This is a genomic window from Streptomyces sp. CY-1 (assembly GCF_047218265.1).
Lineage (GTDB): Bacteria > Actinomycetota > Actinomycetes > Streptomycetales > Streptomycetaceae > Streptomyces > Streptomyces niphimycinicus.
Genome location: NZ_CP178393.1, coordinates 1,445,643 through 1,457,686, shown reverse-complemented (window position 1 = coordinate 1,457,686; position 12,044 = coordinate 1,445,643). Strand labels below are relative to the sequence as shown.

Annotated in this window: 12 protein-coding genes and 2 riboswitches; of the genes, 6 read left to right on the top strand and 6 right to left on the bottom strand. The window is 71.0% G+C overall.

What is annotated here, in order from left to right; translation table 11 throughout:
• Positions 1 to 22: 22 nt before the first annotated feature.
• Together ACK1X7_RS06055 and ACK1X7_RS06050 are read right to left on the bottom strand one after the other, a co-directional pair.
• Positions 23 to 217, bottom strand: a complete 195-nt coding sequence (locus ACK1X7_RS06055) for a hypothetical protein (protein ID WP_413114737.1) — start codon at positions 215 to 217, stop codon at positions 23 to 25.
• A gap of 26 nt (positions 218 to 243) precedes the next feature.
• Positions 244 to 561 carry a PRC-barrel domain-containing protein gene (locus ACK1X7_RS06050; protein WP_014058681.1) on the bottom strand — a complete coding sequence of 106 codons (318 nt, stop codon included), beginning with the start codon at positions 559 to 561 and terminating at the stop codon, positions 244 to 246.
• Positions 562 to 685: 124 nt separating this feature from the next.
• Positions 686 to 783, top strand: a riboswitch (glycine riboswitch).
• A 1-nt stretch (position 784) separates the two neighbouring features.
• Positions 785 to 909: riboswitch (glycine riboswitch) on the top strand.
• A 65-nt stretch (positions 910 to 974) separates the two neighbouring features.
• Here ACK1X7_RS06050 and gcvP point away from each other — a divergent pair.
• Positions 975 to 3,890, top strand: coding sequence for an aminomethyl-transferring glycine dehydrogenase (gene gcvP / locus ACK1X7_RS06045; RefSeq protein WP_385147219.1), 2,916 nt, complete (start codon positions 975 to 977; stop codon positions 3,888 to 3,890).
• 126 nt (positions 3,891 to 4,016) lie between these two features.
• On the opposite strand, the gene ACK1X7_RS06040 is transcribed toward gcvP, so the two are convergent.
• The gene (locus tag ACK1X7_RS06040; RefSeq protein ID WP_043236576.1) at positions 4,017 to 4,223 is read right to left on the bottom strand and encodes a DUF5999 family protein; all 207 of its coding nucleotides are present in this window, start codon (positions 4,221 to 4,223) and stop codon (positions 4,017 to 4,019) included.
• A gap of 265 nt (positions 4,224 to 4,488) precedes the next feature.
• Complete coding sequence (locus tag ACK1X7_RS06035; protein ID WP_361508029.1) at positions 4,489 to 5,076, bottom strand: hypothetical protein; 588 nt, start codon at positions 5,074 to 5,076, stop codon at positions 4,489 to 4,491.
• Between the two features lie 446 nt (positions 5,077 to 5,522).
• Here ACK1X7_RS06035 and ACK1X7_RS06030 point away from each other — a divergent pair, with 446 nt between their 5' ends.
• Positions 5,523 to 7,025, top strand: a complete 1,503-nt coding sequence (locus tag ACK1X7_RS06030; protein WP_385147216.1) for a glutamate--cysteine ligase — start codon at positions 5,523 to 5,525, stop codon at positions 7,023 to 7,025.
• 75 nt (positions 7,026 to 7,100) lie between these two features.
• A complete protein-coding gene (locus ACK1X7_RS06025) occupies positions 7,101 to 7,910 on the top strand; it encodes a CPBP family intramembrane glutamic endopeptidase (RefSeq protein ID WP_385147213.1) in 810 nt (269 codons plus the stop codon).
• 28 nt (positions 7,911 to 7,938) lie between these two features.
• Here the strand turns inward: ACK1X7_RS06025 and ACK1X7_RS06020 are convergent, their stop codons facing one another.
• A complete protein-coding gene (locus tag ACK1X7_RS06020) occupies positions 7,939 to 8,763 on the bottom strand; it encodes a PhzF family phenazine biosynthesis protein (protein WP_385147210.1) in 825 nt (274 codons plus the stop codon).
• A gap of 196 nt (positions 8,764 to 8,959) precedes the next feature.
• Between ACK1X7_RS06020 and ACK1X7_RS06015 the strand changes: the two genes are divergently transcribed.
• Positions 8,960 to 9,613 carry a PadR family transcriptional regulator gene (locus tag ACK1X7_RS06015; RefSeq protein WP_413114736.1) on the top strand — a complete coding sequence of 218 codons (654 nt, stop codon included), beginning with the start codon at positions 8,960 to 8,962 and terminating at the stop codon, positions 9,611 to 9,613.
• A 198-nt stretch (positions 9,614 to 9,811) separates the two neighbouring features.
• On the opposite strand, the gene ACK1X7_RS06010 is transcribed toward ACK1X7_RS06015, so the two are convergent.
• Positions 9,812 to 10,240 (bottom strand): type II toxin-antitoxin system Rv0910 family toxin, encoded by a 429-nt coding sequence (locus ACK1X7_RS06010; RefSeq protein WP_386947793.1) that lies wholly within the window; start codon positions 10,238 to 10,240, stop codon positions 9,812 to 9,814.
• A gap of 225 nt (positions 10,241 to 10,465) precedes the next feature.
• Between ACK1X7_RS06010 and ACK1X7_RS06005 the strand changes: the two genes are divergently transcribed.
• Together ACK1X7_RS06005 and ACK1X7_RS06000 are read left to right on the top strand one after the other, a co-directional pair.
• Positions 10,466 to 10,993 carry a Clp protease N-terminal domain-containing protein gene (locus tag ACK1X7_RS06005; protein WP_398161689.1) on the top strand — a complete coding sequence of 176 codons (528 nt, stop codon included), beginning with the start codon at positions 10,466 to 10,468 and terminating at the stop codon, positions 10,991 to 10,993.
• Between the two features lie 31 nt (positions 10,994 to 11,024).
• The gene (locus tag ACK1X7_RS06000; protein ID WP_385147198.1) at positions 11,025 to 12,014 is read left to right on the top strand and encodes an EamA family transporter; all 990 of its coding nucleotides are present in this window, start codon (positions 11,025 to 11,027) and stop codon (positions 12,012 to 12,014) included.
• Positions 12,015 to 12,044: the final 30 nt, after the last annotated feature.

Sequence of the window (12,044 nt, the reverse complement as noted above, 5' to 3'; positions counted from 1 at the left end):
GGGCTACGAGCAGGGCCGGGCCTCAGGCCAGATGCAGGGCCACGGCCCAGGCCACGGGCAGGTCCCGGGCCACGGGCAGGCCGCGGGCCGCGAGTAGGCCCCGGGCCGTACGCAAGCCCCGGCCCCAGGCCAGATGCAGGGCCACGGCCCAGGCCACGGGCAGCTCCCGGACCACGGGCAGGTTCCAGGCCGTACGCAGGCCCCGGCCCCCGGCCACATGCAGGGCCAGCCTCAGGGCCGGTCTCAGCCGGTGACGTCCAGTCCGTAGTGGTGGTAGAGCTGCAACTCCTGCTCGGGGGAGAGGTGGCGGCCGACGCCGAAGTCGGGGGCGTCCTTGATCAGGGCCCGGTCGTACGGCACCCGCAGGGTGTCGCCGACGACCTCGCTCGGTTCGAGCGGTACGAAGACGTCCCGGCTGAACAGCCCGGTGCGTACCGCCGCCCATTCGGGCTCGCCGGTCGCGTCGTCGAGATAGACCTCGTCCACGGTGCCGATCTTGGAGCCCTCGCGGTCGAATGCCTTGCGGCCGATCAGGGTCCGCGGGTCGATATCGGTCTGCACGCTCTCTCCCACTGGTGGCAAGTGGCCATTGATACCTACAAAAAGCCACATCGCCGCGCTCGGCCACTCGAACGCAGGCGACCGTCCCCCACGGTAGAACCGCTGGTACGCTGACTGTGGCTGTAAACCCCGTGCGGGAGAGTCCTCCGCCGACGCTGTCGGAGGCGCCGAAGGAGCAAACCCTCCCCGGAATCTCTCAGGCACACGTACCGTGCGGGTGAGGTCACTCTGGAAAGCAGGGCGGGCCACGGGCGAGCAGAGCTCCGGAACCCCTCCTCACCGACGGTGAAAACCGGTCAGGCGGTTTGTGGACCGGTGAAGCTCTCAGGTTGAGATGACAGAGGGGGAGGCCGTCCGGGCACCCGCGCCGCGGTGCCCCTCGCCGGTCGTTACAGACCAGGAGGCCCCCGCAGATGACCGCCAATCGCATCGCACTCTCCGACTTGGAACGCGGTACTCCGTTCGAGCAGCGCCATATCGGCCCCGACGGCGAGGCGCAGGCCAAGATGCTCGCCCACGTCGGTTTCGGCTCGCTGGACGAGCTCACCGAGGCCGCCGTACCGGATGTCATAAAGAGCACCAAGGCGCTGGATGCGCTGCCCCCGGCCCGCAGCGAGCCGGAGGTCATCGCCGAGCTGCGCGGACTTGCCGACCGCAACCAGGTGCTGCCGTCGATGATCGGCCTCGGCTACTACGGCACCCATACCCCGCCGGTGATCCTGCGCAATGTGCTGGAGAACCCCGCCTGGTACACCGCGTACACGCCCTATCAGCCGGAGATCTCCCAGGGCCGGCTCGAGGCCCTGCTCAACTTCCAGACCGTGGTCGCCGATCTGACCGGGCTGCCCACGGCCGGTTCCTCGCTGCTGGACGAGGCCACCGCGGCCGCCGAGGCGATGGCGCTGTCGCGGCGCGTCGGCAAGGTCAAGGAGGGCGTCTTCCTGGTCGACGCCGACTGCCTGCCGCAGACCGTCGCGGTCCTGCGGACCCGCGCCGAGCCGACCGGTGTCGAGGTCGTCGTCGCCGATCTGGCCGAGGGCATTCCGGACGAGATCGCCGAGCGCGGGGTCTTCGGCGTGCTGGTGCAGTATCCGGGCGCTTCCGGCGTGGTGCGCGATCCGCGCCCGGTCATCGAGCGCGCCCATGAGCTGGGCGCCGTCGTCACCGTCGCCGCCGATCTGCTCGCGCTCACCCTGCTCACCTCGCCCGGTGAGCTGGGCGCGGACATCGCGGTGGGCAACAGCCAGCGATTCGGCGTCCCGATGGGCTTCGGCGGACCGCACGCCGGATTCATGGCGGTGCGCGACGCCTACGCCCGCAACCTTCCCGGCCGGCTGGTCGGGGTCTCCGTGGACGCCGACGGCGACAAGGCGTACCGGCTGGCGCTTCAGACCCGTGAGCAGCACATCCGCCGGGAGAAGGCCACCAGCAACATCTGCACCGCCCAGGTGCTGCTGGCCGTGATGGCCGGGATGTACGCCGTCTACCACGGCCCGGACGGGCTCGCCGCGATCGCCCGCCGCACCCACCGCTACGCCTCCGTGCTCGCCGAGGGGCTGCGGGCCGGCGGGGTCGAGGTGGTGCACGGCGCGTTCTTCGACACCCTCACCGCGCGGGTGCCGGGCCGGGCCGCCGAGGTCGTCGCCGCGGGCCGGGAGGCCGGGGTCAACCTGCGGCTGACCGACGCCGACCACGTCGGCATCGCCTGTGACGAGACCACCGCCCGTGCGCAGCTCGCCGCCGTGTGGTCCGCCTTCGGGGTGGACGGCGGAAACGGCGACGCCGCCGGGATCCCCGGCGTCGACGAGCTGGACGCCGCGGCGCCGGACGCGCTGCCCGCCGCCCTGCTGCGCCACGACGGCTATCTGGCCCACCCGGTCTTCCACCAGCACCGCTCCGAGACGGCGATGCTGCGTTATCTGCGGCGGCTGGCCGACCGGGACTACGCCCTGGACCGGGGCATGATCCCGCTCGGCTCCTGCACCATGAAGCTCAACGCGACCACCGAGATGGAGCCGGTCACCTGGCCCGAGTTCGGCGCGCTGCACCCCTTCGCACCGGCCGAGCAGGCCCAGGGCTATCTGACCCTGATCCGTGAGCTGGAGGAGCGGCTGGCCGAGGTCACCGGCTATGACAAGGTCTCCTTGCAGCCGAACGCCGGATCCCAGGGCGAGCTGGCCGGGCTGCTCGCGGTGCGCGCCTACCACCGGGCCAACGGGGACCCCCAGCGCACCGTCTGCCTGATCCCGTCCTCGGCGCACGGCACCAACGCCGCCAGCGCCGTGATGGCCGGAATGAAGGTCGTCGTGGTCAAGACCGGTGAGGACGGCGAGATCGACACCGGCGACCTGCGCGCCAAGATCGAGAAGCATGGTGCCGAACTGGCCGTGCTGATGGTCACCTACCCCTCCACCCACGGTGTGTTCGAGGGGCACATCACCGAGATCTGCGCGGCCGTGCACGACGCGGGCGGCCAGGTCTACGTGGACGGCGCCAACCTCAACGCGCTGGTCGGGCTGGCCGAGCCGGGCCGGTTCGGCGGCGATGTCTCGCATCTGAACCTGCACAAGACCTTCTGCATCCCGCACGGCGGCGGCGGCCCCGGCGTCGGTCCGGTCGCGGTGCGCGAGCACCTGGCGCCCTACCTCCCCAACCATCCGCTCCAGCCCGCAGCGGGCCCGGCCACCGGCGTCGGCCCGGTCTCGGCCGCACCGTGGGGCTCGGCGGGGATCCTGCCGATCTCCTGGGCGTACATCCGGCTGATGGGCGCCGAGGGGCTGCGCCGGGCGACCCAGGTCGCGGTGCTCGGCGCCAACTATGTCGCCAAGCGTCTCGAGCCGCACTACCCGGTGCTCTACACCGGCCCCGGCGGCCTGGTGGCCCATGAGTGCATCGTGGATCTGCGGCCGCTGACGAAGGCCACCGGCGTGACGGTCGACGATGTGGCCAAGCGCCTGATCGACTACGGCTTCCACGCGCCCACGATGTCGTTCCCCGTCGCGGGGACGCTGATGATCGAGCCGACCGAGAGCGAGGATCTGGCGGAGCTGGACCGGTTCTGCCAGGCGATGATCGCCATCCGGGCCGAGATCGAGAAGGTCGGCTCCGGCGAATGGGCCAAGGAGGACAACCCGCTGCGGAACGCCCCGCATACGGCGGCGTCGCTGACCGGGGAGTGGGACCGCCCGTACTCCCGGGAGGAAGCGGTCTTCCCGGCCGGGGTCTCGGCGGCCGACAAGTACTGGCCGCCGGTGCGGCGGATCGACGGGGCCTACGGGGACCGTAACCTCGTCTGCTCCTGCCCGCCGCTGGAGTCCTACGAGGGCTGAGGGGCTTCCCCTCGACAAAAGCGGTAAACGCGTCAATGGGGCCGGTGCGGCGAATACGCCGGGCCGGCCCCTGCGGGTACGTGCCGTCGACGGCGGGTCAGACCGTGGTGACGGCGTGTGCGGCGGTCAGGCCGCGGTGACGATGTGCTCGGAACCCCGCGGCCGGCACGGGGCGATGACGCGCCCGTCCGGCAGCAGCTCACCGGTGTCCTCGAAGAGCAGGACGCCGTTGCACAGCAGGCTCCATCCCTGCTCCGGATGGTGCGCCACCAGATGGGCGGCCTCCCGGTCGGCGGAGTCGGCTGACGGGCAGGGTGGTTGATGCTGGCACATGACAGGGTTCTTTCGCTGCGGAGTGGTGAATGTCCTGCGGCTCGCTGCGGCGTTCATGGCCGCCCCCCGTAGTTTTGAGTCGGTTGATTGCTCCAGTGTTGCCCTGCGGGCTGGAATCCGCAGGGATTTCGCGGTACCGGTCTCGCTAGATAATGACGCATCACCCGTCCGGACGGTTCATCGCCGCAGGACTGTTACGAGGATGCTGCGGAGCGCCCCGTGACCCGGCGGTCACGGGGCGCTCCCAACCTGATGAAGGCCCAGGTCAGGCGGGTGAGCCAAGCAAGGGAGCCCGGGTGAGCCGGTGGGTGAGGACCGGCAGCAGATCGGTTGCGCGATGCGCCCGGTGGGGCGCGATCCCCGGTGGTGCCGGGGCGAGCGGCACCAACAGGTCCCCCGCGCCGAGGCCGCCTTCGGCGCCGTCCGCCGTCAGGTCGCCGTGCAGCCAGAGCGTGACCATGTAGAGCTCGGGGATGGACAGCAGCCGCGGTTGGTACGCCGACGGCAGTGACTCGGCCTGGCTCAGGGCGAGTTCGGCCGAGCGGACATAGGGACCCTCGGAAAAGTGTGAGAAGGCCCAGCCGTCTGCGGTGAGCATCGCCTCGGCGGCGGCCACCGTACGGTCGCCGTCGCGGATCAGGAAGCGCCAGCCGGTGAGCCGGGTGCTCGGCGGGCCGTCGGCGGTGGTGATGTCGTCCAGGACATGGACGGGGAGCGGGAGTTCGGGTTCGAAGGGGCCGGTGAGCGTGGAGAGTACCGGGGTGCGGGCCTCGCGGACGGCGGTGGGGGAGTCAAGGGCCGTGAGGACGCTGCGCAGGGCGGGCGCGGGGGCCTGGGGCACATGCAGCGGCATGGTGGGTCGCCTCTCGCTTGGAGACACGGTGAAGCGATAGCGGGCCGGGTTTGGGCGGCGCTGTCGGTGGAACACGGGTCAGAGGGGAACCGGAACAGACCGTTCGGGCCTTATCTCTCTGCCTCGTTAGCCGAGTTTATACGACAAGTGTTCCCGTTGTGTTTCATCTAGCCGCTGCCCGCATTGCCGACAAGAGGTTATCCAGACCGCGAGAAGGCGGGGATTTTCCCCGATTCTGTGCTAGATGAACGGATATGACCTGGCATTTTGGGGTCGGCGCGGTAGGCTGGAACTCGCCGGTCTCATTTTCCGGCGCAATGAGCAGTTCCAGAGAGCCTACTGGCTGGGTGGGGATCGCGGGGCGTTATCGATCACATTGGTGGGCATCATCGAGCGTGGTGTGCAGACGGCTGGCACCGATGATCCACTCGAGGAGGGACGCTTCGATGGGGGACAAGCTCATAGCCGGTGAGTTCGACCCGTCCGGCCGGCGACGGCAGCGCGTCCGGTTGCGGCAATGCCTCGACGGGCTGGGCCGGCTCCTGGCCGACAAGCGATTCGACCGCCCGAAGAATCTGATGGGGCTGGAGATCGAGCTGAATCTCGCCGGGGCCGACGGACTGCCGAGGATGATGAACGCGGAGGTTCTGGAGCGCATCGGGAGTCATGATTTCCAGACCGAACTCGGGCAGTGCAATCTTGAAGTAAACATCGTGCCCCACCGTTTGCGCGGACGCGTTCTCGATCAGCTCTCGGAAGAGCTTCGAACCGGTTTGTCATATGCCGATCGCAAGGCGCGGGAAGTGTCCTCCGAGATCGTGATGATCGGAATTCTGCCGACCCTCGCCGCGGACGATCTGGGATCCACGAGCCTCTCCTATGACGACCGTTACAAACTGCTCAACGAGCAGATGCTGGCCGCCCGCGGCGAGGATTTCCTCATCGACATCGAGGGCCGTGAGCGGTTCACCTACGCCAGCGCCTCCATCGCCCCCGAGGCGGCCTGCACTTCCGTCCAGCTCCATCTTCAGGTCACCCCGGGGCGCTTCGCGGACGCGTGGAACGCGGCGCAGGCGGTGGCCGCCGTCCAGATCGCCATGGGTGCCAACTCGCCCTTCGTCTTCGGCCATGAGGCATGGCGCGAATCCCGGCCGCCGCTGTTCCTCCAGGCCACCGATGTGCGTCCGCCGGAGATCGCCGCCCAGGGGGCGCGCCCGCGCACCTGGTTCGGCGAGCGCTGGATCGATTCCGCCTACGAATTGTTCGAGGAGAACCTGCGCTATTTTCCGCCGCTGCTCTCCACCGGCGAGGACGAGGACCCGCTGCGGCTGCTCGACGAGGGCGGGGTGCCCGAGCTCCAGGAACTGGCGCTGCACAACGGCACGATCTACCGCTGGAACCGGCCTGTCTACGACGTCGTGGACGGAGTGCCGCATCTGCGCGTGGAGAACCGCGTGCTCCCGGCGGGGCCTACCGTCACCGATGTCATCGCCAACGCCGCCTTCTACTACGGACTGGTCAGGGCGCTCGCCGAGGAGTCCCGCCCGGTGTGGACCCGGCTGCCGTTCGCGGCCGCCGCCGCCAACTTCGACGCGGCCTGCCGGCACGGCATCGACGCGGTTCTCCAGTGGCCCAAATCCGGCCGCTCGGCCTCCCTGGCCCGCACCTCCGCCGTCCGGCTGGTCCGCGAGGAGCTGCTGCCGCTCGCCGCCTCCGGCCTCGACTCCTGGGGCGTGGAGCCCGCCGACCGCGACCGCTACCTCGGCGTGATCGAGGAGCGCTGCAAGCTGCGGGTCAACGGCGCGTCCTGGCAGACGGCCACCTACCACCGCGCGCTGGCCGGCGGGCTGGACCGGGACGCCGCGCTCGCGGCCATGACCCGCCGCTACTGTGCCCTGATGCGGACCGACGCACCGGTGCACACCTGGCCCACCGATCTCTCCGGGTGACGCCCACACCGCCGACCATGACACCGTATTGTCCGGTGAGCGGGTCGGTGCACCCGATGAGGCGGACAAGCGGAAGTGGGGACAGGAGTGCGGTCACAGGCGCGGGGCGCGGATGCCCCGGTCGAGGACGGGCTCTCGCGGCGGATGCTGCGCAATGAGACGCTGCTCGTGCTGGCGCTGTCCCTCGGCGCGAGCGGGCTGTCCGCACTGATCAGCTTTATCGGCTCGGTGACCAGACCGGGCGGGCTCAAGGACCAGACGGCCAATCTCAACTCCTCCGCCGCGCCGGGGCGGCCCTGGCTGGATCTCGCCTGGCAGCTCTTCGGCATCTCGACCGCGCTGGTGCCGGTCGCGCTGGTGGCTCATCTGCTGCTGCGCGAGGGCGCCGGGCTGCGGGCGATCGGCTTCGACCGCGACCGGCCGCGGTTCGACCTGGCCTGGGGCACCACGGTCGCGGCCGCGATCGGCGGCACCGGGCTGCTGTTGTATCTGGGGGCGCGGGCGGCCGGGGGCAATCTGACGGTGGTGCCCGAGTCGCTGCCCGATGTGTGGTGGAAGATCCCCGTACTGATCGCCTCCGCCGTGCAGAACGCGGTGCTGGAGGAGGTGATCGTGGTCGGCTATCTGCTGCGCAGGCTCGGGCAGTTGGGCTGGACCCCGATGGCCGCCCTGCTGGCCAGCTCGGTGCTGCGCGGTTCGTACCACCTCTACCAGGGGATCGGCGGCTTCTTCGGCAACCTGGCGATGGGCGTGATCTTTGTGCTGCTCTACCGCCGCTGGGGGCGGGTCGGACCGCTGGTCGCCGCGCATGCGCTGATCGACATCGTGGCCTTCGTCGGATACGCCCTGCTGGCGGGACGGGTGGACTGGCTGCCCACGGCCTGACCCACCCGCCCGCCGCGACCGAGGGGACTCAGGCCAGCAGCTCGCCGTCGATGACGGTGACGGCGCCGCCCGTCAGCAGCGTACGGTCGCCGCGTAGCACGGTGCGGACCAGGCCGGTGCGCGCGGACACCTGCAATCCGGTCAGCTCGTCGCGGCCGAACCGGGCCGACCAGTAGGGCGCGAGCGCGGTGTGCGCGCTGCCGGTGACCGGGTCCTCGTCGATGCCGACGGCCGGGGCGAACATCCGCGAGACGAAGTCGTAGCCGCGCGTGGGGTCCTCGGCGGCCGCGGTCGCGATGACGCCCCGGTGGCTGATCCGCTTGAGCGCGGCGAGGTCGGGGGCCAGGGCGCGCACGGTCTTCTCGTCGGCCAGCTCGATCAGCAGATCGTCGATATGCGGGCCCGCGTGATGGGCGGACACGACCTTGGCGCCGAGGGCTCCGGCGACCTCGGCCGTCCGCTGGGAGGCCGGGAGTGCGGTCAGCGCGGCCGTGGGGAAGTCCAGCGTGATCGAGCCGCCGTCGTCGGCCGTCGCCGACAGGACCCCGCTGAGGGTGGCGAAGCGGACCGTGCCGGTCGCGGCCCCCGTGGTCTTCAGGACATGGGTGGTGGCGAGCGTGGCATGGCCGCACATGGGCGCCTCGGTGACCGGGGTGAACCAGCGCAGCGCCCAGTCCGCCTCCGCGGCCTCGGGGAGCGGGTGGGCGAAGGCGGTCTCGGCCAGATTGACCTCCGAGGCGACCCGCTGGAGCCAGCCGTCGTCCGGGAAGGCGTCGGTGTCGAGGAGGACGACCCCGGCCGGGTTGCCGGCGAAGGGGCGCTCGGTGAACGCGTCGACGATACGTATCCGCATAGCGCCGACCGTAGGCGGCGGGCGGCGGGGCAGCCATGGCCAATCACTCGCGCGTGGCACCTTCCGGGGAGCGGCGGCCGGGGTCCGCGGGTGAGCGCGCGGGGCGGCATCGGCGAGCGAAGGGGGTTGGCATCCGATCGGTTCCGATATATCGTTGAAGTGTCGTGATGGATCGACGATAGAAAGGAGTGTCACGATGCGTTCCCAAGGACATGGACGTGAACACTGCGGACCCGGCCACCGCGGCCGGGGCGAGGGTGAGGGGCGGCGCGCGGCATTCGGCCCGTTCGGCCCTGGTTTCGAAGGCCCCTTCGGCGGGCCCCCGTTCGGCGGCCGTGGCCGCGGCGGACCCGGTGGCCGCGGGCCGCGTGGGCGGGCGCGGCGCGGCGATGTGCGCGCCTCGATCCTGGCCCTGCTGAAGGACCGCCCGATGCACGGCTATGAGATGATCCAGGAGATCGCCGAGCACAGCGGCGGAGCCTGGCGGCCCAGCCCCGGCTCGGTGTATCCCACGCTTCAGTTGCTCGAGGACGAGGGGCTGATCGGCAGCGAGAGCGAGGGCGGCAAGAAGCTCTTCGCGCTCACCGACACCGGCCGCACCGAGGCCGACGCGGGGCCCGCGGCCCCGTGGGAGGAGGCCGGGCGCGGTATCGACTGGGAGGCCATGCAGGAGGTCCGCCAGGCCGGCTTCGGGCTGATGGAGGCGTTCTCCCAGGTCTGGCGCACCGGCAGCGCTGAGCAGCGGCAGAAGGCCGTCTCCGTGATCAATGAGTCGCGCAAGCGGCTGTATCTCATCCTCGCCGAGCAGGACGAGGAGAAGGGCGGCGCCGAGCGGGGCGCCGAGAGCTGATCCCGATCGGACGGGGGAACGGCCGCACGGGGGCGGCGGAGCGGGACGCGGGACCAGGTGCCTGCCCGGCGCCAAGCGCTCCGCTGGAAGTGTCGCGATGCGTCGTCGGCCGACTGCGGCGCCGTCGTGGCTGGTCGCGCAGTTCCCCGCGCCCCTTCGGGGCGCTGCCCGAACCGTAGCGGACTTCCTCTGACCTGCTTAGACGACCAGCGCGCTGAGCTTGCGCAGCGACTCATTGAGCGCGCTGGTCGCCGAGTCCTTCAGCTTCCCGGCCATCAAGGAGACCGCCGCCCCCGTGAACTCCCCGTCCACGCGCACCGTCGTGGCATCGCCGTCCGGTGTGAGCGAATAGCGCATGGCGAGATTCACGCCCATCGGGCCCTTGCCCCGGGTGGCCAGCAGCCGGGCGGGTTCGCACTCCTCGACGGTCCAGGTCACCTCGGCCGGAAAGCCCATCAGTTTCATGTTCTCCTCATAGGTCGCCGCCACTTCCAGCGTGGCCGGGCCGCCCCGCGGAAAGCTGGTGTGGGTGGCGTTCCAGTCGCCGTAGGTGGAGAAGTCCGTCAGCCGGGCCCAGACCTTCTCGGCCGGTGCCTCGATGCGTATCTGCGCGCTGACATCGGCCATGGGGAAGTCCCTTCGGCGGGTTTCTGCGGTGTGTGGTGCGACGGTGCCGGGCAACGTAGCCCCGGGGTCCGGAACATTCAATACTGACGGATCGTCAGTTCCCGCCTTTCCGCCTCCCCTCCTCCCCGAGGATGAGAACCGGTCCTCCGCGCACAACCACGGTCGGATGCGTACATGCTTCCCGGCGAGGATGCTCCGGCCGCAAGGGACTGATGGGGTGAGAGTGTGCCAAGCCATACCCTTTCCGCCGGTCCGGAGGACGCCCGATGCGAGGACCGGGTCGGCGAAGTGGTGGCCGCCGTGATCGCGGGGGCCCGCCGGCGCGCCGTACGCGATGGTGACGCGCAGATCGACACCGCCCATCTGCTGCACGGCCTCCTGGAGACCGACCCGGAGGTACGGGAGGTGTTTCCCGGCGGCCCGCCCCAGGTGATACGGCTGCTCGGGTATCTGGTGCAGCGCGTCATCGGCTACGGGCTCCGGTGGAGCGGCACCGTCGAGGTCTCGGGGGCGGCGCCGTCGGCGGGGAGCGGAATGGCCGGATGGTCGCCCGCCGCGACAGCCGCCCTCGATGCGGCGGTCCGCCGCGCCGCCTCCCGTGGCGGGTCCCGCGCCGGTGGCCTCGACCTCCTCGCCGCGCTCGTCCGCGACCGGGAGTGTCGTGCCATGGAGGTGCTGAGGCGCGCGGGCGTCGCCATCGAACCGCTGGTCACCGCCCTGGCCGTGGAGACTTGCCAGCAGTCAACGGGATGACGGTGCTGACGTGAGCTGACATGATGGCCCGGTGCAGCTATCCGGAGGCCACTCACAGCAAAGGAAGGTCGGCCTGGGGCTCGCCCTGGTGTCGGCGCTCACCTTCGGCGGATCGGGCGTCGCCGCCAAACCGCTGATCGAGGCGGGGCTCGCGCCGATCGAGGTCACCTGGCTGCGGGTGACCGGCGCGGCCCTGGTCCTGCTGCCCCTGGCCTGGCGCCATCGCCGGCTGCCGACCCGCCGCCCCGCCCTGCTGGTGGGGTTCGGCCTGCTGGCCGTCGCGGGGGTGCAGGCGTGCTACTTCGCGGCGCTCTCCCGGATTCCGGTTGGCGTCGCGCTGCTCGTCGAATACCTGGCGCCCGCGCTGGTGCTGGGGTGGGTGCGGTTCGTCCAGCGCCGGCCGGTGAGCCGGGCCGCGGCGATCGGCGTCGTCCTGGCTGTCGGCGGGCTCGCGTGTGTCGTGGAGGTCTGGTCCGGGCTGAGCTTCAACCCCCTTGGACTGCTGCTCGCCTTTGGCGCGGCCTTCTGCCAGGTGGGCTACTTCGTCCTCTCCGACCACGGCAGCGACGGCCAGGACCCGGCGGATCCGCTCGGCGTCATCGCCTACGGACTGCTGGTCGGAGCCGTGGCGCTGACCGTGGTCGGCCGCCCCTGGGGAATGGACTGGACGGTTCTCGCCGGCGGCGCCGATCTGGCGGGCGCCCGTGTTCCCGCACTGGTGCTGCTCGCCTGGATCGTGCTGGTGGCGACGGTGATCGCGTATCTCACCGGGGTGCTGTCGGTGCGCCGGCTCTCACCGCAGGTGGCCGGGGTGCTCGCCTGTCTGGAGGCGGTCATCGCGACCGTTCTGGCGTGGGTGCTGCTGGATGAGCACCTGGGCCTGGCGCAGGTCGTCGGCGGTGCGGTGGTGCTGACCGGCGCCCTGATCGCCCAGACCTCCACCCCGAAGGCCGCCGCCGCCGAGCCGGTGGCGGCCTCGGCGCCGGTGGAGGGGGATCGGGAGTACACGGCGGGAGGCTGACCGCCCCCGTCCCGGCGTGCGGCGGGGCGT